Below are 22,284 nucleotides of genomic sequence, written 5' to 3'. Positions count from 1 at the left end.
GAGGATTGATAATCCGGAACGAATCGTTTATGATACTTTTATAGACAGGAACAGGAAATTGATGTTCCTGTTAAAAAGAAGAAAAGGAGAAACAAACACATGAAAATTGCATTAATGAATGAATTCAGCCAGGCCCCGAAAAACACGATTATTCTGGAACAGCTGAAAGACGTCGTCGAACCGATGGGTCATGCCGTTTATAACACCGCGATGGCAAAACCGCTGCTGGACAAGGACGTTCCGGAAGCGTATACGGAAGAAAATCCACGTCTGACTTATCTGCATCTGGGCATTCAGGCCTGCCTGCTGCTTAACAGCGGCGCGGTGGACTTCGTCGTTACCGGCTGCGGCACCGGCCAGGGCGCGCTGATGTCGCTGAACGCGTATCCGGGCGTTGTCTGCGGCTATTGCATCGAACCGTCAGACGCCTACCTGTTCTTGCAGATCAACAACGGCAACGCACTGTCGATCCCTTATGCCAAAGGCTTCGGCTGGGGCGGCGAGCTGAACATCCACACGATTTTTGAAAAAGCATTTGGTTCTCCGAAGGGCATGGGCTATCCGAATGAGCCGGGCCGCAAGGAATCGCAGAACCGCAACGCCGCGCTGTTAAACGAAGTGAAGGCCGCGGTGGGCAAGCCGGTTCTGGATGGCTTGAAGGCGCTTGATCAGAACATGGTTAAGGAAGCGCTGACGCAGCGGTTCCAGGACTGCTTCTTTGCCGGCTGCCAGAACGCCGAGCTGGAAGCGTATGTACGTGAAGTCTTAGGCAAATAAAGTATGAAAAACGTGACCCTTCCGCGCTATACGATCGGCCCGGACGCACTGAATGATCTGGAACGTGTCGTTTCCGCTTACGGACGCAAAGTGGCGCTGATTCATGGTGCGAAAGCCTATGCCGCCTGTCAGGCGCTGTTAACCCCGGCGCTGGGTTCGCTGGACGTTGTCAGAGAAGTCTGCTATGGGCATGAGGCAACCTATGAGAACGTCGCCAGGCTGACAGAGGATCCGGATGTGCGGCGGGCAGACGTGCTGGTCGGCATCGGCGGCGGCAAATGTCTGGACACGGTGAAGCTGGCCGGCGATCAGCTGGGAAAGCCGGTCGTCACGATTGCGACGATCGCCTCCACCTGCGCGGCAGTAACCAAGATCAGCATCATGTATAACGCCGACGGTTCGTTCAAGGATATTCCAAAGCTGAAGGCCGCGCCGGTACACTGTCTGATCCCGACTTCGGTCATTGCCGAAGCGCCGATTCAGTATTTATGGGCCGGTATCGGCGATACGATGGCGAAGCATGTGGAGTGTACGTTCTCCGCCCGCAACGATTCACTGGATTATGCCAGCGAACTGGGCCGTACGATCAGCGCGATGTGCTTTGAGCCGGTGATCGCCCACGGCGTCAGCGCGCTGCGCGCAGCGAAAAATCAGGAAGTCAGCGACGATCTCGAACAGATCATCCAGAATATCCTGATTTCCACCGGCAGCGTTTCACTGCTTGTCCATCCCAATTACAATTCCGCACTGGCGCACGCTCTGTTCTACGGGTTGACGGTGCGCGAGCATATCGAGAAGAACCATCTGCATGGCGAGGTTGTGTCCTACGGCACGCTGGTGCAGCTGATGATGGACGGTCAGAAGGAAATGCTTCAAAAAGCTTACGCCTTCCACCGTCAAATCGGGCTGCCGGTCTGTCTGGCGGATTTAGAGTTGAGCAAGGACGATCCGTTAAGCGACGTGCTGGAAATGGCGGAAAAGAATCAGGAACTCAACCATGTTCCGTATCCGGTCACCCAGGCGCTGATCCGCAAGGCGATCGACGATCTTGAAAACTACGCAGGCTAAACAGTCTGAACAAAGGGACAAGCCGTCCCTTTTCTTTTAGGTAAAGGAGGAAATAAAACCTATGGAAATGACATTACGCTGGTATGGGACCGGCTACGATTCCGTAACGCTTGAACAAATCCGTCAGATTCCGGGCGTCCGCGGCGTCATCACGACGCTGTATGACACGCTGCCGGGTGAAATCTGGACGCCGGAGCGGATCGCGGCGATGAAAGATGAGGTCGAGGCTTCCGGACTGCGCGTCAGCGGAATTGAAAGCGTCAACGTTCACGATGCGATCAAGGCGGGAACGGCGCGGCGCGACGAAATGATCGATCATTATATTCAGACGCTGGAAAACCTGGGCAAAGCGGACATCCACATGGTCTGTTATAATTTCATGCCGGTTTTTGACTGGACGCGGACCGAACTGGCCCGCAAGCGTCCGGACGGCTCGACGGTATTGGCGTACACGCAGAAAGCGGTGGACGAATTGAATCCGGAAAAGATGTTCGCTTCGATCGGCGCGGATACCAACGGTTTTATCCTGCCGGGATGGGAACCGGAACGGATGGACCGGATCAAGGAATTGTTTGCGCTGTACCGCAGCGTCGATGAGCAGCAGCTGTTTGAAAATCTGCGGATTTTCCTGGAAGCGATCATGCCTGTCTGCGACCGGTATGATATCAACATGGCGATCCACCCGGATGATCCGGCCTGGAGCGTGTTCGGTCTGCCGCGGATTATTATTAACGAGGGCAACATTCAGCGGATGATGAAGATGGTCGACAATCCGCACAACGGCGTGACGTTTTGTTCCGGTTCTTATGGAACAAATCTGGAAAACGATCTGCCGCATATGATCCGCTCGTTAAAAGGTCGGATTCACTTCGCGCATGTCCGCAACCTGAAGTTTAATACGCCGGATGATTTTGAGGAAAGCGCCCATTTGTCCAGCGACGGCAGCTTTGATATGTATGAAATTATGAAAGCGCTGTTCGATATCGGTTTCGACGGTCCGATCCGTCCGGACCATGGCCGGATGATCTGGGGCGAGAAAGCGATGCCGGGCTATGGTCTGTATGACCGGGCGCTGGGTGCGGCTTATCTTAACGGTTTGTGGGAAGCGATTGTCAAAAGCGAGGGATGCGTATGCGATTAACTGATGAAGGACTGAAAGACCGGCAAGGCTGGCTGGATCATGGCTACACGCTGCCGCAATACGACCGCGAGCGGATGCGTCAGGCAACGCTGGCAACGCCGCGCTGGATTCACTTTGGCGCCGGGAATATCTTCCGCGCGTATCAGACGCGGCTGATGCAGCAGCTGATTGAAGACGGGGAAGTTTCGGAAGGTCTGATCGCGGCGGAAGGATATGATGATGAAATCGTCGACGGAATGCTCAATCCGCACGATGATCTGAATATTCTGGTCACGCTGAAAGCCTCAGGCAGCGTGGAAAAAACGGTGATCGGCAGTCTGGCCGCCGCCTTGAAGCTCGATCCGGCCAGCGCGGATTTCACGATGTTAAGAAACTTGTTCATCCAGCCGAGCCTGCAGCTGGCCAGCTTTACGATCACGGAAAAAGGATATCGTGTCCGCGATGAAAAGGACCAGATTCTGCCGGAGATCGCTGCTGAGTTTGAACGGGGGCCGCAGGCGGCGCTCAGCTATATTGGCAAAGTCGCCGCGCTGCTTTCCGCGCGGTATCAAAACGGGGCGCTGCCGATCGCGCTGGTCAGTATGGACAACTGTTCGCACAACGGCGAAAAGCTGAAACAGGCGATTGTGACAATGGCTGAAGGCTGGACGCGCGCAGGCAAGACTGAAGCGGGCTTTCTGGACTATGTGCAGGATGAAGGCCAGGTCAGTTTCCCATGGACGATGATCGACAAGATTACGCCGCGGCCGGATCCGGCGATTGAAGCGTTATTGAAGCAGGATGGGGTGGAGGATGTCAGTCCGATCGTCACGGCCAGGCATACCTACATCGCGCCGTTTGTCAACGCCGAGGAGTGCGAGTATCTCGTCGTTGAGGACCGCTTCCCCAACGGCCGTCCGCCGCTGGAAAAAGCCGGCGTGATGTTCGCGGACCGGCAGACGGTGGAACAGGTGGAGCGGATGAAGGTTTCGACCTGTCTGAATCCGGTGCATACCGGTCTGGCGGTGTTCGGCTGTCTGCTCGGCTTCACCAAGATCAGTGCGGAAATGCAGGATCCGGATTTAAAGCGGCTGGCGGAACGGATCGGCCGGGTGGAAGGGCTGCCGGTTGTGACAAACCCGAAAATTCTGGCGCCTGAACAATTTCTTGACGAAGTGCTGACACTGCGCATCCCGAATCCCTTTATGCCGGATACGCCGCAGCGAATTGCGACCGATACCTCACAGAAGCTGGGCGTGCGGTTTGGCGAAACCGTCAAGGCGTATATGAAGGAAGGCCGCCCGCTTTCCGATTTAAAGGCGATCCCGTTGGTCTATGCCGGATGGCTGCGTTATCTGTTGGGGATTGATGATCAGGGGCAGCCGATGTCGTTAAGCCCGGACCCATTGCTGGACACGCTGCGGCCGCTGCTGGAAGGCATTACGCTGGGTCAGACCTGCCCGCCGCTTACCGGCGTTCGCGCTATTTTAAAGAATTCCGCGATTTTCGGACTGGATCTGGAAGATGCAGGTCTTATCGAACGGGTGGAAGATTTGTTGACCGCAATGCTGCAAGGTCCGGGCGCTGTGCGGCGGATTTTGCATGAACAGTTGGATTGAGCGACTTGTGAAAAAATAAATGAAGGATACAAAACACGGAATTTGTGCTATTGTTAGGGTAACGAGTGAGGAGGATGAATATGATTTATAAAGAAGGATTGCTAAAGGGCAAGGTCGCATTAGTGACCGGGGCAAATCGAGGCTTAGGCTATGCGATGTGCGTTGGTCTGGCGGAAAACGGCGCGGATATTTTCAACATCGGCCATGGCGACGATGCGAATATCCGGGAAGCGATTGAAAAGATCGGCCGCGGTTATCATTACATGAAGGCAGATTTATCGAAGCCGACCAAAGCGCTGACCGATGCGATCGTCGCGGAAGTCGTCAACGTTTATGGTCATCTGGATATTCTGCTGAACAACGCCGGCGTCAACCGCCGCGCACCGTTTCTGGAATACGCCGAAGCGGATTGGGATTACACGCTGAATTTGAATCTGAAGCAGGTCTTTTTGCTTTCACAAAGTGCAGCCAACCAGATGGTAAAGCAGGGAACCCGCGGTAAAATCATCAACATCGCAAGCATGCTTTCCTTTACCGGCGGCATCCTCGTACCGGCCTACACCGCCAGCAAATCGGCGATCATGGGGCTGACGAAGGAAATGGCCAACGAGCTGTCAAGCAAGGATATCAACGTCAACGCCATCGCGCCGGGCTACATGAAGACGCCGCTGACGCAGGCGATGCAGGACGATCCGGTCCGCAACAAAGAAGTGCTCGACCGGCTGCCGATCGGCTACTGGGGCGATCCGTCCGTGCTGCAGGGACCGGTGGTCTTTTTGGCGAGCGAAGCTTCCGACTATATCTGCGGCGCGACAATTCCTGTTGACGGCGGCTGGCTGGCGCGCTAAAGAAGTTATCGAATCGAAGATTGAATCCAAGGCCGGTTTTTCTCTGCGGGAAGCCGGTCTTTTTCATTTCACAAGCTCTTGCCATTAGAACTTCATGAGTCCGAAATTGGAAGGACATTCGGCTTTATGCCGAAGACAGGGATTGTCAACACCAGGAAAAAGATCTCGGAACGGTTTGGCTTCGAAAACAAAATCCCTTAGCGGCACTGGGATGAGTTTTACTAAAGATCTCTTTTCGATTGCGGTGAAAGCAAACTTCAGGATTTTCATTTGAAACTTTTAATTGATATTCACCGACCTATAGCATATAATAACATTGTAAATGACACTCGGTGCGGAAGAAAACTCACGATTTATCGTGAGTTTTTTCTATACTTAGATTTTTTATCATGTTTAAATATTTTTTCCTATCTGATTTTTTTCTTAACTCATGTGTTTTAGGATTATAGAATCTGTTTAATATTTCCAGACTATTGCAATGCATTACACAGTTTCTAATGGATACTAGACAAAACACTTTATCAATAAAATCAGGGACTTTATCAACATTAAATTTCATTTGAAACTTTTTTAAATCCTGAAAAATTCTGTTTTGCATTGAATTGTCAAGGCAAGTAAAGACGGTTAGCATATCTCCTAAACTCATTCTATCAAAAAAGCAATAAACATCAGCATATTTAAAAATATCTTTTTTTTAGAGCATTTATGCGATTGCTCATGTGTTCAATTCTATTTTCCTTATATTTCGACGTTAAAAAAGCAAATTTTAAGTTTAATTTAACAAGAAATAATTCCAACTGGTTTGAATCTTGGATTTTACAGACTGTAAGAACATTATAAGCGACGCTGGTTTTAAAATGTATTTCAAAATCTAATATGTTTGTAATGATAATAGGATAAGACTTTCTTTCATTGATAAAGAAATTATAGTACTCCTGAAATTCTATATCTCTCTCGTATACATGTCTTCCGTTTGCTTTTTCAACTTCTTTCTTGTTATTTAATTTAGCGAATCTATGTTTAAACGGAGTAATTACATTAATGTAGTTATATTCTAGCAGCTTGTTTCCTGCGTTTTCTTTATTCATCTCATTAAATTGAACTCTTTTATGTTCATTTAAATATTGTAATTGCTCGGAAATAGTTTTGGCTTGCTTATATTACTGGAAATTACTTTTATCCATTTCGCCCCTTCTTCCTAATACCTATTTAATTATAGTGGATGTGATAATTAATACCAATATTAATTTTAAATAGAAAGTATTCAGTGTTTTAAAATCCTTACGCTCTTTTACAGAGATCAGAGGCTGCAGCACTCCGTAAAATAACCGAGCTTGGATCAAAATCCCATTTATCAGAAGCGGGTATGCTTCATTCTTTCCCTTTTGATCAAAATAGCTTACAATAAAGCTATCATAGAAACAGGATTTGCGGCCGAGAGTCGGGCAAGTGCAGATCCGGGAGGCAGGACATGGCGGATCTGACGAAAAAAGCGATCGCGGAAGGCTTGAAAGAATTATGTCATCACAAGGACTTTAACAAGATTTCAGTGCGGGACATTACGGAACAATGCGGACTGAATCGTCAGACGTTTTATTACCATTTTCAGGATAAATACGAATTGCTGGACTGGATTTATTATCAGGAAGGGTTTGTTTATCTGGCCAGCGACGTGACCTTTGACAACTGGCATCAGCACATGGAAAAGCTGCTGACCATGATGCGCGAAAATCAGATCTTCTATGAGAATACGATCAGCGCTTCGCCGCAGTGTTTTGAGGATTATCTGTTTCAGATCACCTGCACGCTGTTTGAAGAAGCGATCCGCCGTCTGGATGGGAGCCTGCGGCTGCAGGAGGCGGATGTGCGGCTGTATTCCCGCTTTTACAGCTATGGAATGTGCGGGATTATCTGTGACTGGGTCCGGGGCGGAATGAAGGAAAGCCCCAAATCCCTGTCGCTGCGGATTCGGAAATTGGCCAACGACAGCGAGAAAATGGCGAATCTGCGTCTGCAGGGGCAGTTCTGAATCAAAGAAAAAGGCTAGATCCGATGGATCAGCCAGGCTGTCGTGTCTTCGATACTCGTCTTTTTTAATAGATTGAAGCATTCTTCACTGATCAGCGATCTGTCATATTCCGGCAGATCCTTTTTTTTCAGCGTGCAGGTCAGATCGACGAGATTGCGGGCGGTCTGCCTTCCGGATTTGCCGCGGCGCAGCCGATGGCGGGCGGCGGTTTCCAAAAGTGATTGCTTCAGCTTTGCGTCCAATGACATTTCCTATCCCTTGCTTTCTGAAATTATCATACGTGAACAGACAGGATTTGCCTATAAGCAGTTTGCGCGTTGTGTCGTAATTTCAGACAAATTTCGACGCGCAGAAAAGGCCGCGGAAAACCGCGGCCGTCAAATATGTTATGAAATTATGAAATGAGGAACGGAAGCTTACAGGGAAGCGAGGTATTCCTCAACAAAGTGGCTGGCGACCGCGCCGTCACTGGCGGCGGTGATGACCTGCCGCAGCGCTTTGGTGCGCACGTCGCCGATCGCGAAGACACCCGGCAGCGAGGTTCTCGTCGTTTCATCCGCGGCGATGTATCCATGATCCAGTTTCAGCTGTCCTTCAAACAAAGCGGTGTTGGGCAGCTGGCCAACCGCGACGAAGACGCCGTCGCATGCGATTTCCTGCAGCTCGCCGCTGAACTTGTCGCGCAACCGCAGACCGGTGACCTTTTGATCATGCAGAATGGCATCGACCGTGCTGTTCCAGATGAATTCCAGATTATCGCAGCTCTGCAGCGGATTGAGGTAAACCCGGTCGGCCCGCAGTGTGTCGCGCCGGTGAATCAGGATCACCTTTTCGCAAATCCGCGAGAGAAACAAAGCATCCGCCGCCGCGGTGTTGCCGCCGCCGATCACCGCGACCGTCTTGCCCTTATAAAACATGCCGTCGCACGTCGCGCAGTACGCTACACCGCGCCCAACCAGTGAATCCTCTTCCGGTACGCCCAATTTCCGCGCCGACGCGCCGGTCGCCAGAATCACGGCGTCCGCCGTCAGCTCGCGGCTGTCGGTCACAATCTTCTTGGGGACTGCGGTTAAATCCACGGAAAGCACTTCTTCCAAATAAGTTTCTGCGCCGAACCGTTCCGCCTGCGCCTGCATTTTCATGCCCAGCTCAAAACCATCGACGCCTTCGTCAAAACCCGGGTAATTGTCGATCTGCGCGGTGGTCGCCATCTGGCCGCCGGCCGACAATTTTTCCAGGATTACAGTGCGGAAACCAGCCCGGGCGCAATACAGCGCCGCCGTGTATCCGGCGGGGCCGCCGCCTAAAACAACGACTTGTACGTGTTCCATCATCAGATCCCCTGTTCTTCCAGCCAGCTCATGATCGCGCCGCGGGACGGCGGATTGACCAGCGTTGAACCCTGCACGCCCTGCTTGAACAGGATCAGCGACGGAATCGTGTTGACGTCGAATTTTTCTTCCAGCTCCGGCTGCTGATCAATGTCGACAGTCCCGATCCGCACCCGACCCTCTAATTCTTTTTCCAGCTTGGCGATGACAGGGGCCAAACGCCGGCAGTACATGCACCAGGGCGCTTGGAAATCCAGCATGACCGGCAGGTCGGAATGAACGACCTCCTGATCAAAATTATCCGTTGTAATTACCGTTGCCATTACGAATCCTCCTTTATGTTATTCTGGTTTCATTATAGCCGTGAAAAACGCGGGAAAACAAGGAATTTGCCTGCAAACCCCGGGAAATCTTTCAATTCCATGAAGAAGGATTGAATAAGCCGCCGATTTTCGTTAAACTTAAGCACAAGACAGGGGGATGTTCATGACAGGAATTCTGGGAAAAACAATCACGGATTATTTCAACGGTTTTCTGAGCACGCTCGCTGAAAACAGCGGGCTGTTGTTCTGGAAAGGCGTCGGCATACTGTTGATCGTTCTGGGCGGCAAGCTGGTATTGAATCTGATTTCCAAATTAACTGCCCGGCAGATCAAAAAATCCGAGGAAATGCCGGAAATGCAGGCGCGCCGCGTGCAGACAATGATGACGATGACGCGCAGCACCTTCCGTTATATCGTCTACGGCATCTGCGCCTTGATGATCCTGGCGCAGCTGGGCTTCGGCAATGCGATCAACAATTTGTTGTTATCCGCCGGGATCGGCTCGCTGGCTTTAGGCATCGGCGCGCAAAGTTTAATCAAGGACGTGGTCACCGGGTTTTTCATGATGTTTGAAAAGCAGTTTTCGGTCGGCGATTATGTTAAGCTGGACGATATTGAAGGCACTGTGACGGCGACGGCGATGCGCGTGACGTATTTGAAAAACTTCGCCGGGCAGCAGATCATCATTCCCAACGGCACGATCGGCCGGGTGATCAATTATTCCCGGATGGATTCGCTGGCGAAGGTCACGGTCAGCACGCCGTATGAAGCGGACAGCCGCCAGGTGATGGAAATTCTCGATCAGGCGGCCAAGGCGTATGCCAAGCAGGTCAAGGAAATCATCGTCGAGGAACCGAAGGTTCAGGGAATTACGGAGTTGGCGGATTCTTCCGTCAACATCACGGTCATCTGCCGCACGCTGCCCTTACGGCATTGGGAGGTCGAACGGGGCCTGCGTCTGGCGATCAAGGAAGCGCTGGATGAGGCCGGGATCGGCATTCCGTATCCGCAGCAGGACGTGCATTTGAAAATGGAAGCGGAAGATTCGTCACAACCAAATTGACGTTGCGTTCAGGCAGCGGTAAAATAAGGACAATGAGCTCCATTAGCGGGGCGGGGGGAGAATAAAATGGCAAAACCAATTCAAATTGATACGTTTAAAGCCTATCAGTATCTGTCGGAAGCGACGTTATCCGCGGATGGCCGGCGATGCGTTTATGTGCAGAGCCAAAGCAACGCGGAAGGCACCGGGTATGAGCACGATCTGAGGTGCTGGGACTTTGATCAGAAACGCAGTATTCCGTTGACGTCAGGCCATAAAGAACGTAATTTCCTGTTTGAAGACGCGGAACATATCCTGTTTCCAGCCGATCGGACCGGCGAGGATGAAAAAGCGGCGAAGCAGGGGAAGACGCAGACGACCTATTACCGTCTGGATCTTAACGGTGGGGAAGCGCGGAAGGCGTTTACGCTGCCATGGAAGGTCACGGCCTTAAAACCGGTCGACGGGGAAACGATGGCCGCGCTGGTCTTGAAAGATCTCAACGAGCTGCCGGCAGAGGGGCTGGAAGGCAAGGCACTCGACAAGGTGCTGGCACAGCGGGAAGAAGAAAAGGATTACGAGGTTTTAGACGAACTGCCGTATTGGTTTAACGGCCGCGGCTTCATCAATAAAAAAAGAACCTGGGCGGTGCTGGTGAAACCGGGCACGGACGAGGCTCAGATCTTATCCCCGAAATACATGGATGTGCGGCATTTGGAAATCAGCCCGGATCACACGAAGATCGCGATCGCCGGTCCTGAATTCGATTCCGTCAACAGCCAGACCTCAGTCTTGTATTTAATTGACCGGGCCAGCGGCGAGCGGACGACATTGGTGCCGTCGGGCAAATGGAGCTTCGGTCATCTCGGCTGGCTTAACGATAACCAGCTGGCCGTGACCGCGACCGACTATCAAACCTGGGGATCCAGCGAAAACGCCAAGCTGTATACGATTGATGTTGCCAGCGGTGCGATGACACTGCTCAACGGCGAGGATCTGTCGTGGGGCAGCTCTGTCGGCAGCGATGCCAAGCTGTATGGCGGCCGCGGCTGGAAGATCGTCAACGGCGAGATCTGGACGTTATTGACGTGGGATAACCATTCCGAACTGACGGTGTTTGATCGTCAGGGGCAGCGCCGGGCGTTAACGACGGCGGAAGGCTCCGTCGATTTCTTCGACGTGCAGAACGGCCGGATCGTGTTGAGCGCGATGCGCAAAATGCGGCTGCAGGAGCTGTACGAATTGAAAGACGGCGCAGAAATCCAGCTCACGCATGTTAACGACGCCGTGCTCGCGGAGTCCTATGTTGCTCAGCCGGAGAAGATCAGCTTTACCAACGACGGCGTGCGGATTGACGGCTGGGTGCTGAAACCGATCGATTTTGACCCGGCGAAGACCTATCCAGCGGTGCTGGATATCCACGGTGGACCGAAAGCGGCGTATGGCGAAGTCTTCATGCATGAGATGCAGTACTGGGCTTCTCAGGGCTACTTTGTGTTCTTCTGCAACCCGCGCGGTTCCGACGGCCGCGGCAACGCGTTTATGGATCTGCGCGGCAAGTATGGAACAGTCGACTATTCCGATATCATGACGTTTACGGATCTCGTGCTGAAGACCTATCCGATGATTAATGAACGACGCGTTGCGGTCACCGGCGGCAGCTACGGCGGATTTATGACCAACTGGATTATCGGCCATACTGATCGTTTCGCGTGTGCTGCCAGCCAGCGCTCCATTTCCAACTGGTTTTCCAAATCGCTGACAACCGATATCGGCTACTATCACAACATGAGCCAGATGGATTCGACGCCATGGGAAAATCCGGAAAAAATGTGGGGCTTCTCACCGTTAAAATACGCGGACAAGGCGGTGACGCCAACGTTGTTCATCCATTCCGATCAGGATTACCGCTGCTGGATGGCGGAAGGCTTACAAATGTTTCAGGCGCTGAAGCTGCATAATGTCGACGCCCGGATCTGCCTGTTCCATGGTGAAAATCATGAGCTGAGCCGTTCCGGGAAGCCGATTCACCGGATCCGCCGGTTAAAGGAAATCACGCAGTGGTTCGATCAGTACACCGATCATCTCAGCGTGCTGGAGCCAGAAGAAGAAACGGAAAACGAAACAGAATCATAAAACAGAAAGATCAAAAACGGACGGCTTATCACAGTCGTCCGTTTGTTTAGGTTAAATTAAAGGTAAATATGCAGCGAAATCGCCAGAGATAAAACACAGACGGTCCGTCTGGCTTTAACCCCATGTCTTCCGCATCGTCGTGTTGATCAGCACCTGATCACCCCGGCAGACCTGATTGCGGCGCACAGCTTTCCAACCCTGCCTGCGGAAAAACGGTTCGGCGGTCAGCGAAATATCACTTTCCAGGAAGACCGCGCCCTGGCTGCGGGCCTGGGCTACGACAGCGTTCAACAAAGCGGTGCCGACGCCCTGACGCTGAAAATCGGGGTGGACGTAGAAACAATCCAGCTGAGTCGGACTTTCCAGATTCGCAAAGCCTGCCAGCTGATCTTCACAGAATGCGCCGATCGTCCAGGTGACTAAAAACCGCTCGGCCCAGCCGGGTTTATCAGCGCCCGCTGTCCAAGCGGCGCATTGGCCGGGGGTGTAATCCCGGATGGCGACTTCCTGGACGCTGCGGAGAAACAAGTCGCGAATTGCCGGTAAATCAGCGCGGTTGACCGGGCGGATTTCCATTACCGCCATAACTCCTTCTGATGATCGAATAAGAAGGCGTCCAGACCGGCCAGAATTTCCTTGTGATGAACGCCGTACAGCGAGGTCTTTTCAATCGCTTTATCCGCGGCTTTGCCATGCAGCCAGACGCCGCAGCAGGCCGCTTCCATCGGTGTCAATCCGCGTGCAGCGAGGGCGGCGATCATGCCGGTCAGCAGATCGCCGCTGCCGGCTTTGGCCAGGCTCGGGTTGCCGGTCTTGTTGACGCAGCGCAGGCCTTCCGGTGAAACGATCAGCGTGTCCGCGCCTTTTAAGACCAGCGTCACCTGATGAGCGAGGGCGTATTCCTCGGCGCAGCGGATCCGGTCCGCCTGGATTTCCTCAACGCTGCGTCCGCACAGCGCGCTGAACTCCCCGACATGTGGCGTGAGAATCCAATCGCCGTGAGGGGTGTTGAGCCACTCCGGATGACGTGCTAGGCAGCGCAGTGCGGCGGCGTCCAGAATTACCGGCACGGAACTGCGGCGCAGCACTCTTTCCAATAACGTTTCCAGATTTGCCAGATGATCGCAGCCGCTGCCGATTGCCACGGCGTCGGATTGATTAAGCAGCGCGGTCAGATCCGCTTCCGAAAGCGTGTTGGGATGATAGACGACGTGCGGACAGGCTGCCTGCAGGATCGGATAAATTGCGGGATCGACAAGCGCGTGAAGCATGCCGCAGCCCATCGCCTGGGCCGCTTCCAGATTGAATTGGGCTGCGCCGGCCATCCAGGGACTGCCGGCGATCACGGTTAACCGGCCTGTCGTGCTTTTATAATCGTTGTCGTGCAGCCGCGGCAGCAGGCGCGTGACCTGCAGCGCGTCCATCTGGATCCAGCGCGATGCCTCCGGCTCCGCGAACCCCAGTCCGATCGGAATCAGCCGGTCCAGCTTCTGATGTTCCCGGCTGAATAAGTGAACCGGCTTCAACGCCCCTAACGCCAGCGTCAGCTCGCTGTGCAGGGCATCGGGATCCCCAAGACTGTGATCCGCTTCCAGACCGCTGTTGAGGTCGATGCTGACAACGGGCAGGCGCTGCTGGTTGATCCAGCGGAAAGCGCTGCGCAAAAAATCCGGCAGCGGGGCATGGAAATTAAATCCGAACACGCAGTCAACGATCACGTCGTCGCGCTGCGCCATCGTCTGAAACTGGGTTTCGCTTAATTCCTGATAACCATAGATCAGGCAGGAATCCGGCAGCTTCTGCCGGGCTTCGATCGCCGCCGGAGTACGGATGTCGTCCAGCATCAGAATGATCGCCACCTGCCGGTTGGCCGCTAAGCAATGCCGGGCGATCACAAACCCGTCGCCGCCGTTGTTGCCACTTCCGCACAGGATCAGAAACGAGTCGTTTTCCGGATATTCGTGCAGCAGCGTGTCGGCGCAGCGTTTGCCCGCCAGCTCCATCAGCTGTGTTTCAGTTTTGCCGCTGGCCGCTTCCGCCGCGGCGATTTGATTCTTCTCGAGGATCACAGGGATCACCTCCTGGCACTATTCTAACATAAATTGTTCCGACGCCGAAAAGAATGGTATAATGAAACCTGAAAAAAGGGGGTATTTCTTTGATTTGGAATGAAGCTTTGGAACAGTATGTCAGCGATCATCAGGATGAGGTTGTGGAACTGATCCGCACGCTGGTGGCGATCCCGGCCTTCAGTAATCATGAACAGGCCCGCGCTGAGTTCTGCGCGAAGTGGTTTCGCGATGTCGGCGCGGAAGATGTGAAAATCGACGAGGCAAGCAATGTCATCGTTACGCTGGGCGACGTTCAGGCCGGCAAGGCCGTCGCGTTTATGGCGCACCTGGACACGGTGTTCCCGGATGAAACCGGCTTTGAGCTGGTGGAGGAAGACGGCTGGCTGAAAGCGCCGGGGGTCGGGGACGACACGGCGAACGTCGCGCTTTTGATGGTCATCACCCGGTATCTGCTCGAGCAGAAGTGTCCGCCGAAGCAAGGTGTTTTGATCGTGCTGAACGCCGGTGAGGAAGGTCTGGGTAACCTTAAAGGCTGCCGCCGGCTGATGCAGGATTACGCGGATAAGCTGAGCGAGGTTTACTCGTTTGACGGCTCCTATAAAGGTTATGTCAACAAGGCGGTCGGTTCCGTCCGCTACCGCGTCGAGGTGAAAACGGAGGGCGGCCATTCCTACGGCGCTTTCGGCAACCGCAACGCGATCCGCGTGCTGGCTTCCCTGATCGACGCGCTGTACTCTGTCAAAGTGCCGCAGGGCGGCAAGACCACCTATAATGTCGGCACGATTGAAGGCGGCACTTCCGTCAACACGATCGCCCAGCAGGCTTCGATGTTGTTTGAATTCCGCTCCGATGTGCGCGAGCACCTGGATCAGCTGCGCGGCATGTTCGACAGCCTGATCGACGCTTACCGGAAGATGGGCGTGGAGGTCAATGTCGAGATTTTAGGCGAACGGCCGTGCATGGGCGAAATCGACCAGGAGAAACAGCGGACGATTGAGAAAAAGGTCGAGGATTTGATCGAACGGCGGATCGGCGTGCGGCCGGAGGGGCACTCCGGATCAACCGACTGCAACATTCCGTTTTCACTGGGCATTAACTCGTTATGCTTCGGCGGCTATCTGGGCGAGGGCGCGCATACCCGCGAAGAAAAAATCGAAAAAGCGTCGCTGCTTCCGGGGCTGGGCGTCATGATGGAATTTGTTCTGAATTATTTTCTTTGATTTGAATTCTGAAAAAACGGCTTGATTCCGTGATTCGACTTTATTTAATTGATGTTCAATGCTATAATAAAATCGATTAGGGGGTACCTTTCTAATGGAAAAGAAAACAGTACAAGATTATATCGACATTATCAATCAGAAAAAATGGGATGCCCATAACATCCAGTGGCTGTATATTGATATCAACGCCAAAGAGCTGATGACGGAAGTGGAGCCGAAGGTGAACAATCTGACGGCCTGCTGCAAAGCGATGATGGAAATCATGCTGGAAGGCGACCGGTTTATGGAATTGCCGAAAGTCAAAACCAAGATTGGCGGCGCGCTGACCGTGCGTTATTATTGCGACAACTTGAGTCCGGAACGCCGGAAGTATTCAGAAGTCAATCAGTAATGAAAAGGGCCGCGCTTTCGCCGCGGTCTTTTTTGTCAAAAAAATAGAAAAGAGGAGAGTCGTATGGATAAGTATCGTAAGCGCAGAGCAGTGGCCGTCGCCCATGAAATGGTCGATCTGTTAGCGGAAAAGGGGTATATCACCTATTATGCCGAAAATGTGGAGGAAGCCCGCGACAAAGTGCTCGAGCTGATCCCCAAGGGCGCCAGCGTCGGCGTCGGCGGATCGGAAACGCTCAAAGCGATGGATATGATCAATATCCTGCGCAATGGCGATTATCACTTTTTTGACCGCTACCAGGAGGGACTGCCGTTTTCCGAGGTTGAGGAAATCTACCGTCAGGCCTTGTTGGCGGATGTCTTTCTGACCAGCAGCAACGCGATCACGCGGCAGGGCCAGCTGGTCAACATCGATTCGTCCGGCAACCGTGTCGCAGCGATCAGCTATGGACCGCGCAAGGTCATCGTGGTCGCCGGGGTGAACAAGGTTGTCGATACGCTGGACGACGCGATGAAGCGGCTGCGTCAGATCGCGCCGCTCAACGCGATGCGCGTGCATCACAAAGCGCCGTGCGTCGAAACGGGAAAGTGCATGGATTGCCAGATCCAGCAGTCGGTCTGCAATTCCGTCGGCATCATCAACCATGGCCGGAAGACGCCGGGACGTTTCACGATCATCATGATCGCTGATGAAATCGGGTTCTGATCCACTTAAAACGAATGGGACACGATTAAAAAGTAAGCATAAAAAAAGACATGCGGACGATCCCGAAAAGGGAAGCCGCATGTTTTTTATCGATCAAGAGTTCAGCACAAATAAGACAGATCGCTGAGCCGGCGCACGATCCGCTTGCCCCCGCGCAGCCAAAGTTCTGAAACGCCGCCAGCGGAGCCGGCCAGCTGAATCGAATTCAGCGCTTCCGCTTCCAGGCCCAGCCACAGGGCATGGAGGATGCCCAGCGTATCGCCGTGCGAAACAAGAAGCAGGATTTCCTCCTCCTTTGCCAACAGCTCTTCAAGCAAGGGCTTGAGCTGGACGTATTGTTCACGGCGGGTCTGGGCGGACGAGAACAGCCGGGCGTCGATCGTGATTTCCGGCTGAAGCAAATTTTCTTTCAGCCAGGCCACGGAATGGCCGACAGCTTCGCCCAGGTTCCGCTCCCGCAGCCGGATTTCTTTTTCCGGTGTGACATTCAGTGCCTGGCCGACGATCTGCGCTGTGTGCCAGGCACGCTTGAGATCCGAGGAAAGAAGCCGGATCGGCTTGTCCTTGAGTTCTTCTTTCAAACGGAAGGCGATGCGTTCGGCCTGTGCGACGCCCAGTTCGGTTAAATCCCAATCCGTCCACGAGCCGACCCGGCCGTTGAGATGATGCTCGGATTGCGGATGCTGCAGCGTATAAATGATTTTCATACAAGACCTCGCTTTCCCTGTCTTTCGAGATGTCAGGAAATCCATTATAGCCAGACCTGGCGGGAAACGCCAGCGGAGAAGGGGAAATCGCTGATAAAAACGTAATTTTTTGACCTTCATTGCTTCTTCAGCAAGGCTTAAGAATTTCTTTTGAATTTCCAGAAGGGGATCTTCATGTTTAACGGGTAGAATAAAACCAGTAATCAGGAGGACCCTCAAGATGGAACAGAAAACAAAGTGGCAGAAACGTGTGCGTTGGTTCTCAATCGGCGCGGTTATTATCTTTACTCTCGTCATGACGGCGGTGTTGTTCGTTTTATTTCAAAGCGTGGCTTCAGATCCGGCGCAGTTTAAAGTCTGGCTGGAACAGTTCGGCTGGCTGGGCCGGGCGGTGCTGGCGGGCATGATGGCGCTGCAGGTGTTAGTCGCGTTATTGCCGGGAGAAATCATTGAAACCGGCGCGGGCGTCGCTTACGGCCCGATCGAAGGCTTGATCCTGTGCCTGATCGGCGCGGCGGTCGGCACGGCGCTGATCTTCTGGCTCGTGCGCCGCTACGGCTCCAGCTTAGTCGAATGCCTGGTGCCGAAGGAAAAGCTCGATAAGCTTTCGTTTATGAAGGATGAACAGAAGCTGGACAATTTGATCTTCCTGATCTTCTTAATTCCCGGCACACCGAAGGATATCATCACCTACTTTGCCGGGTTAACGCCGGTCAAGTTCTCGCACTTCCTGGTCATCACCACCGTCGCGCGGATTCCGTCGGTCATCACCTCGACGCTTGCCGGGGATAAGCTGATCCAGCAGGATTTCGCATCGGCCTTCTGGATTTATGCGATTACGATCGCCTTCAGCGGCGCAGGGCTGCTGCTCTACCGCGCGGTGATGAAAAAACGCCAGCAGAAAGCGCTGGAGCATCAACGAAACGAACAGGCGAAAACCAAGAAAGGGAAGACGGCCTTTGTGCCGTCCGAGGGATAAATCATGAAAGTCAGCGTCTTAATCCCCGCTTATAACAGCGAGAAAGAAATCTATACCTGCATCCGTTCCCTGTTGGAACAAACCTATCACGACTTCGAAGTGATCGCCGTCGACGACGGGTCCACGGACCGCACCGGATCGCGGCTGGACTTCTACGCGAAGATCCATCCCGAGCTGATCACGGTCATCCATCAGGAAAACCGCGGCGTCTCAGCAGCCCGCAACGCGGCGCTAAAGGCCGCGAAGGGCGAATTCATTTTGTTTCTGGACAGCGACGACTGGATGAAGCGGCGCACACTGGAAACGCTGGTCGCGGCGCAGGCCCGGTATCAGGCCGACGTCGTGATCTGCGGCAACGTTTATGAAGGCCGGATCACAACCCGCCGCCATGTCCGCCGTGTTCAGATTCCGCACAAGCGGACGCTGATGAAAATGTTGATGAAGGACCGCCAGGTGCGCAACTACGCCTGGGGCAAGCTGATCCGGCGGTCGCTGTTCGACGGTCTGCAGTTCTGGGAAGGCCGGGTGTTTGAGGACGTCCAGCTAATTCCCCAGATCCTGCTGAGAGCGGAGAAGACCGTGATCGTTCCGGATACCCTGGTTCATTACAATACCCATCGGCCCAACAGTCTGACCTATTCACTGCGCCCGGATATTCTTAAGGATATGCTGGAAGCGTTCCAGGATCAGGCCCGCTGCATTGTCGCCTATGATCCGTCGCTGACGCGTCAGGCCCGGGTCATGCTGGCTAGGGTGCGGTTAGTGATCGGGGGCGCGCTGGCGCTGCACGGCCGCTTTGATGATCCGCTTCTGGATCAGATTCTGCCGTTTTTCGAACCCTCGCCCAGCACAGAATTCCTCGTTCATCGCAATCTTTACTAATTCTTAAGCTTTTTATCCGTTGCAACTTCATGAGTTTATTCTATACTAAAGGAAGAATCAGTGAGGGGAGCAAACCATGCAAAACTATCAAATTCTCGTCTGCGAAGACGAAGTCGAGATCGGCAACGCGATCGAAATCTATTTAAAGAACCAGGGGTACGGCGTTCATCGTGCCTATAACGGGAAGGAAGGGCTGGAGGTTCTGGCCCGTCAGACGATTCATCTGGCGATCGTCGATCTGATGATGCCGGTCATGGACGGGCTGACGATGATCATGACACTGCGGCAGAGCTATGATTTTCCCGTGATCGTGCTGTCGGCGAAGTCCGAGGACATGGACAAAATCACCGGCCTGAACATGGGCGCGGACGATTATATCACCAAACCGTTTACGCCGATGGAGTTGTTGGCGCGGGTGAATTCCCAGCTGCGCCGCTATGCCAAATTCTTAAGCCTGAAAGAACATCAGAGCGAGGATGAACAGGTCTATACGGTCGGCGGCTTGGAGCTGAACAACGACACCAAGGAAGTGTCGCTCGACGGCAATCCGGTGCGCCTGACGCCGATCGAGTTCCGGATTCTGCAGCTGTTGATGAAAAATCCGGGACGCGTTTACAGCGCTGAAGAAATCTACGAACGGGTGTGGAACGAGGAAGCGATCGCGACCGATACGGTCATGGTGCACATCCGCAACATCCGTGAAAAAATTGAGATCGATCCCCGCAATCCGCGGTATTTAAAGGTGGTGTGGGGTGTCGGCTACAAAATAGAGAAGGGATAAAGGAATGAACAAATCCAAATTTTCAGAAAAACTGTTGACCGGTTTTCTGGTTCTGATCTGTTTCCTGAGTCTGATCCTTGTCCCATCGGCCGGGTCGATCAGCGAAAACGCCGGGCCGGAAACGCACCGCGAGCTGTTCGGCCAAAGCCGCACGGTTCGTGCCTGGGTCAACGACTATGCGGTCACGATGATCCGCGATCTGATCAACGAGGTCAACCATACCGATCTGGGCTATGCGGATCTGTTGATCAGCGCCGATCAGCAGCAGCGTCTTTTAGAAGACGGATGGACGCAGAGCGAGATCAACGAACAGAAATCACAGCTCGACTGGTCGCTGCAGCAGGAGTTTAAAAACAGCCTGCAGCTGGGCAACCTGCATGCCCTGGCGATTGACAACGTCACCAAGACGACCGTGCGCAGACCCAAAACCAACGCGTTGGCCCAGACCGACAGCGAATTATCCAAAAACTATCAGTTTTGGATCCGGGCGGAATACGACAGCTACGGCGTGCTGAGCGTCACGTCCAACAGCGGTTATGGCTATTCGGATTTTTATCCGCTGAGCGTACTGGCGGACTATGTGCAGTATTATGGGGATTTCTCCCTGGAGCTGCATGAGCCGGTGCTGAAGGATATCACACTGATCTTCGGCATTCCCAACGTGCTGGAAAGCGACGACGCGATCACCAGCCTGATCCACAACGCCGAATATTATTCCTACCGGCAGCTGGCCTCGCGGATCAACATGGTACTGTACTTCATCCTGTTTTTAGGCGCGCTGTACTTTACCCGCGGCAAGATGCGCGACACCCGGCTCGGAAAGCTGCTCGACCGGATTCCGCTGGAAGCGCAGATTTTGATCAGCGTCGCGGCGCTGGCCATGATGGAGGAAATGTCCTATAATCTGGGCGGCATCATGCTCGATCTTTATTCCCAGTCGGCTGACGACATAAATGGCGTCTTCCAGATTCTCGGTTATGAGTTCACGTTCCTGTTGGAATGCTTCGGCTTGTATTGCGCGATTTACTGGATCCGCGCCGCGCTGCGGGACGGCTGGCATCAAACGTGGGGCAAGATGGCGACGATCACGCTGTGGCGGCGGCTCTGGCATGGCGTGCGGCATGGCTGGTCAACGCTGAAGCAATGGACCAAGGAATGCTTTACCGTTGATTTCTCGGAGAAGGCGCATTCGCGGCTGATCCGTTTGATGGTTGTCAACGTCGCGCTGATCAGTGTTCTGTGTCTGCTTCTGGACGATTTCTTTGCGGCGGTTATCTACACGGTCTTCCTGTATTTCATCATCATGCGGGCTTTGAAGCGGCTGCGCAGCGACTATGAGACGCTGCTGGGCTGTACCCGACGGATGGCGCGGGGCGATCTGGAAACGGAAGTGCGTGAGGATTTAGGCATTTTCGAGCCGCTGCACAGCGAGCTGGATGATATCCGCTACGGCTTCAACACGGCGATCGCGGAAGAAACCAAGAGTCAGAAGATGAAAACGGAACTGATTTCCAACGTTTCCCACGATTTGAAAACCCCGCTGACCTCCCTGATCTCCTATATCGACTTAATGAAGCAGGAGCCGGACGAAGCCAGGCGGCAGGAATATCTGGCGGTGCTGGAACGCAATTCCATGCGTCTGAAACATCTGATTGAGGATTTGTTCGAGGTCAGCAAGGCGAACAGCGGCGATCTGAAGCTGAATGTCGTGGATGTCGATCTTGTTTCCCTGATCTCGCAGACGTTGTTCGAGCTGGCTCCGGCGATTGAGAAAGCTGGACTGACGATCAAGACCTCGTACAGTCACGATAAGATTGTGCTGCCGCTGGATTCGCAGAAGACGTACCGGATCGTGGAAAATCTTGTTTCCAACGTGACGAAATATTCACTCCGCGGCTCGCGCGTTTATCTGACGTTGATCGAGCGGGGCGAGGAAGTAGTGCTGTCGATCCGCAACATTTCCCAGACGGAGATCGACTTCGATCCGAACGATTTAGTCGAACGCTTTGTGCGCGGGGATAAATCGCGCAACTCGGAAGGCTCCGGGCTGGGGCTGGCGATTGCCAAGGGCTTCGCGGAGAGCCAGCACGCGCACTTTACGATCCAGACGGACGGCGATTTCTTCAAGGTCATCGTGATCTTTAACCGCCGCGCGCTGGAAGATCTCAAGCCGAAACCGGTGGAAACCGTGAAGCTGGATATGCCACAGGCGCCGCTGATCGACATTTTAAAAAATAACGAAAATAAAATTTAG

Annotated in this window: 21 protein-coding genes; 15 read left to right on the top strand and 6 right to left on the bottom strand. The window is 53.4% G+C overall.

What is annotated here, in order from left to right:
* Nucleotides 1-99 precede the first annotated feature (99 nt).
* From I2D94_RS01750 to dhaS, 6 genes are all read left to right on the top strand, one after another.
* The gene (locus I2D94_RS01750; protein WP_195395406.1) at nt 100-777 is read left to right on the top strand and encodes an RpiB/LacA/LacB family sugar-phosphate isomerase; all 678 of its coding nucleotides are present in this window, start codon (nt 100-102) and stop codon (nt 775-777) included.
* Between the two features lie 3 nt (nt 778-780).
* Complete coding sequence (locus I2D94_RS01745) at nt 781-1,845, top strand: iron-containing alcohol dehydrogenase family protein (RefSeq protein ID WP_195395405.1); 1,065 nt, start codon at nt 781-783, stop codon at nt 1,843-1,845.
* Between the two features lie 61 nt (nt 1,846-1,906).
* Nucleotides 1,907-2,986 (top strand): mannonate dehydratase, encoded by a 1,080-nt coding sequence (gene uxuA, locus I2D94_RS01740; protein WP_195395404.1) that lies wholly within the window; start codon nt 1,907-1,909, stop codon nt 2,984-2,986.
* Nucleotides 2,977-4,584, top strand: a complete 1,608-nt coding sequence (locus tag I2D94_RS01735; RefSeq protein ID WP_195395403.1) for a mannitol dehydrogenase family protein — start codon at nt 2,977-2,979, stop codon at nt 4,582-4,584. The genes uxuA and I2D94_RS01735 overlap by 10 nt, the downstream gene beginning before the upstream one ends.
* A gap of 80 nt (nt 4,585-4,664) precedes the next feature.
* The gene (locus tag I2D94_RS01730; protein WP_200798802.1) at nt 4,665-5,432 is read left to right on the top strand and encodes an SDR family NAD(P)-dependent oxidoreductase; all 768 of its coding nucleotides are present in this window, start codon (nt 4,665-4,667) and stop codon (nt 5,430-5,432) included.
* A 1,471-nt stretch (nt 5,433-6,903) separates the two neighbouring features.
* Nucleotides 6,904-7,461: a dihydroxyacetone kinase transcriptional activator DhaS gene (dhaS, locus tag I2D94_RS01715; protein WP_195395400.1), complete on the top strand. Its 558-nt coding sequence runs from the start codon at nt 6,904-6,906 to the stop codon at nt 7,459-7,461.
* A 14-nt stretch (nt 7,462-7,475) separates the two neighbouring features.
* On the opposite strand, the gene I2D94_RS01710 is transcribed toward dhaS, so the two are convergent.
* The 3 genes from I2D94_RS01710 to I2D94_RS01700 all read right to left on the bottom strand — a co-directional run bounded on the left by I2D94_RS01710 (nt 7,476) and on the right by I2D94_RS01700 (nt 9,115).
* Nucleotides 7,476-7,709, bottom strand: coding sequence for a hypothetical protein (locus tag I2D94_RS01710; protein WP_072685004.1), 234 nt, complete (start codon nt 7,707-7,709; stop codon nt 7,476-7,478).
* 168 nt (nt 7,710-7,877) lie between these two features.
* Nucleotides 7,878-8,795, bottom strand: coding sequence for a thioredoxin-disulfide reductase (gene trxB, locus I2D94_RS01705; protein WP_083538582.1), 918 nt, complete (start codon nt 8,793-8,795; stop codon nt 7,878-7,880).
* A complete protein-coding gene (locus I2D94_RS01700) occupies nt 8,795-9,115 on the bottom strand; it encodes a co-chaperone YbbN (RefSeq protein ID WP_195395399.1) in 321 nt (106 codons plus the stop codon). Before I2D94_RS01700 ends, trxB begins: the two co-directional genes overlap by 1 nt.
* 163 nt (nt 9,116-9,278) lie before the next feature.
* Here I2D94_RS01700 and I2D94_RS01695 point away from each other — a divergent pair, with 163 nt between their 5' ends.
* Entirely contained in the window at nt 9,279-10,178 is a 900-nt protein-coding gene (locus tag I2D94_RS01695; RefSeq protein ID WP_195395398.1) for a mechanosensitive ion channel family protein, read from the top strand.
* Between the two features lie 66 nt (nt 10,179-10,244).
* Nucleotides 10,245-12,293 (top strand): S9 family peptidase, encoded by a 2,049-nt coding sequence (locus I2D94_RS01690; RefSeq protein WP_195395397.1) that lies wholly within the window; start codon nt 10,245-10,247, stop codon nt 12,291-12,293.
* Between the two features lie 114 nt (nt 12,294-12,407).
* Here the strand turns inward: I2D94_RS01690 and I2D94_RS01685 are convergent, their stop codons facing one another.
* Complete coding sequence (locus tag I2D94_RS01685; protein ID WP_195395396.1) at nt 12,408-12,878, bottom strand: GNAT family N-acetyltransferase; 471 nt, start codon at nt 12,876-12,878, stop codon at nt 12,408-12,410.
* Nucleotides 12,869-14,362 carry an NAD(P)H-hydrate dehydratase gene (locus I2D94_RS18635; RefSeq protein ID WP_195395395.1) on the bottom strand — a complete coding sequence of 498 codons (1,494 nt, stop codon included), beginning with the start codon at nt 14,360-14,362 and terminating at the stop codon, nt 12,869-12,871. The genes I2D94_RS01685 and I2D94_RS18635 overlap by 10 nt, the downstream gene beginning before the upstream one ends.
* A gap of 89 nt (nt 14,363-14,451) precedes the next feature.
* On the opposite strand from I2D94_RS18635, the gene I2D94_RS01675 reads away from it, so the two are divergent.
* The 3 genes from I2D94_RS01675 to I2D94_RS01665 all read left to right on the top strand — a co-directional run bounded on the left by I2D94_RS01675 (nt 14,452) and on the right by I2D94_RS01665 (nt 16,681).
* The gene (locus I2D94_RS01675; protein WP_195395394.1) at nt 14,452-15,585 is read left to right on the top strand and encodes a M20/M25/M40 family metallo-hydrolase; all 1,134 of its coding nucleotides are present in this window, start codon (nt 14,452-14,454) and stop codon (nt 15,583-15,585) included.
* A 94-nt stretch (nt 15,586-15,679) separates the two neighbouring features.
* Entirely contained in the window at nt 15,680-15,976 is a 297-nt protein-coding gene (locus I2D94_RS01670) for a hypothetical protein (RefSeq protein WP_006058712.1), read from the top strand.
* Between the two features lie 63 nt (nt 15,977-16,039).
* Nucleotides 16,040-16,681 (top strand): lactate utilization protein, encoded by a 642-nt coding sequence (locus I2D94_RS01665; protein WP_006058713.1) that lies wholly within the window; start codon nt 16,040-16,042, stop codon nt 16,679-16,681.
* Between the two features lie 101 nt (nt 16,682-16,782).
* Here I2D94_RS01665 and I2D94_RS01660 read toward each other — a convergent pair whose 3' ends face one another.
* Nucleotides 16,783-17,388 (bottom strand): histidine phosphatase family protein, encoded by a 606-nt coding sequence (locus tag I2D94_RS01660; protein WP_195395393.1) that lies wholly within the window; start codon nt 17,386-17,388, stop codon nt 16,783-16,785.
* A 220-nt stretch (nt 17,389-17,608) separates the two neighbouring features.
* Here I2D94_RS01660 and I2D94_RS01655 point away from each other — a divergent pair, with 220 nt between their 5' ends.
* The 4 genes from I2D94_RS01655 (at nt 17,609) to I2D94_RS01640 (ending at nt 22,284) form a co-directional block, all read left to right on the top strand.
* Complete coding sequence (locus I2D94_RS01655; protein WP_195395392.1) at nt 17,609-18,367, top strand: TVP38/TMEM64 family protein; 759 nt, start codon at nt 17,609-17,611, stop codon at nt 18,365-18,367.
* A 3-nt stretch (nt 18,368-18,370) separates the two neighbouring features.
* Nucleotides 18,371-19,249, top strand: a complete 879-nt coding sequence (locus I2D94_RS01650; protein WP_195395391.1) for a glycosyltransferase family 2 protein — start codon at nt 18,371-18,373, stop codon at nt 19,247-19,249.
* Nucleotides 19,250-19,325: 76 nt separating this feature from the next.
* A complete protein-coding gene (locus I2D94_RS01645; RefSeq protein ID WP_006058716.1) occupies nt 19,326-20,030 on the top strand; it encodes a response regulator transcription factor in 705 nt (234 codons plus the stop codon).
* A 4-nt stretch (nt 20,031-20,034) separates the two neighbouring features.
* Nucleotides 20,035-22,284, top strand: coding sequence for a HAMP domain-containing sensor histidine kinase (locus I2D94_RS01640; protein WP_195395390.1), 2,250 nt, complete (start codon nt 20,035-20,037; stop codon nt 22,282-22,284).

It is taken from the genome of Holdemania sp. 1001302B_160321_E10, from assembly GCF_015552275.1.
Taxonomy (GTDB): domain Bacteria; phylum Bacillota_I; class Bacilli_A; order Erysipelotrichales; family Erysipelotrichaceae; genus Holdemania.
Note: the sequence above shows the minus strand (reverse complement) of the source record. Positions and strands in the feature narration are given on the sequence as shown.

Coding starts and splice junctions, on each gene's coding strand:
- I2D94_RS01685 (WP_195395396.1), bottom strand. CDS start 12,878: ATGGCGGTAATGGAAATCCGCCCGGTCAACCGCGCTGATTTACCGGCA.
- I2D94_RS01690 (WP_195395397.1), top strand. CDS start 10,245: ATGGCAAAACCAATTCAAATTGATACGTTTAAAGCCTATCAGTATCTG.
- I2D94_RS01650 (WP_195395391.1), top strand. CDS start 18,371: ATGAAAGTCAGCGTCTTAATCCCCGCTTATAACAGCGAGAAAGAAATC.
- I2D94_RS01700 (WP_195395399.1), bottom strand. CDS start 9,115: ATGGCAACGGTAATTACAACGGATAATTTTGATCAGGAGGTCGTTCAT.
- I2D94_RS01695 (WP_195395398.1), top strand. CDS start 9,279: ATGACAGGAATTCTGGGAAAAACAATCACGGATTATTTCAACGGTTTT.
- I2D94_RS01640 (WP_195395390.1), top strand. CDS start 20,035: ATGAACAAATCCAAATTTTCAGAAAAACTGTTGACCGGTTTTCTGGTT.
- I2D94_RS01730 (WP_200798802.1), top strand. CDS start 4,665: ATGATTTATAAAGAAGGATTGCTAAAGGGCAAGGTCGCATTAGTGACC.
- trxB (WP_083538582.1), bottom strand. CDS start 8,795: ATGATGGAACACGTACAAGTCGTTGTTTTAGGCGGCGGCCCCGCCGGA.
- I2D94_RS01670 (WP_006058712.1), top strand. CDS start 15,680: ATGGAAAAGAAAACAGTACAAGATTATATCGACATTATCAATCAGAAA.
- I2D94_RS01710 (WP_072685004.1), bottom strand. CDS start 7,709: ATGTCATTGGACGCAAAGCTGAAGCAATCACTTTTGGAAACCGCCGCC.
- I2D94_RS01745 (WP_195395405.1), top strand. CDS start 781: ATGAAAAACGTGACCCTTCCGCGCTATACGATCGGCCCGGACGCACTG.
- dhaS (WP_195395400.1), top strand. CDS start 6,904: ATGGCGGATCTGACGAAAAAAGCGATCGCGGAAGGCTTGAAAGAATTA.
- I2D94_RS01665 (WP_006058713.1), top strand. CDS start 16,040: ATGGATAAGTATCGTAAGCGCAGAGCAGTGGCCGTCGCCCATGAAATG.
- I2D94_RS01645 (WP_006058716.1), top strand. CDS start 19,326: ATGCAAAACTATCAAATTCTCGTCTGCGAAGACGAAGTCGAGATCGGC.
- uxuA (WP_195395404.1), top strand. CDS start 1,907: ATGGAAATGACATTACGCTGGTATGGGACCGGCTACGATTCCGTAACG.
- I2D94_RS01735 (WP_195395403.1), top strand. CDS start 2,977: ATGCGATTAACTGATGAAGGACTGAAAGACCGGCAAGGCTGGCTGGAT.
- I2D94_RS01660 (WP_195395393.1), bottom strand. CDS start 17,388: ATGAAAATCATTTATACGCTGCAGCATCCGCAATCCGAGCATCATCTC.
- I2D94_RS01655 (WP_195395392.1), top strand. CDS start 17,609: ATGGAACAGAAAACAAAGTGGCAGAAACGTGTGCGTTGGTTCTCAATC.
- I2D94_RS01750 (WP_195395406.1), top strand. CDS start 100: ATGAAAATTGCATTAATGAATGAATTCAGCCAGGCCCCGAAAAACACG.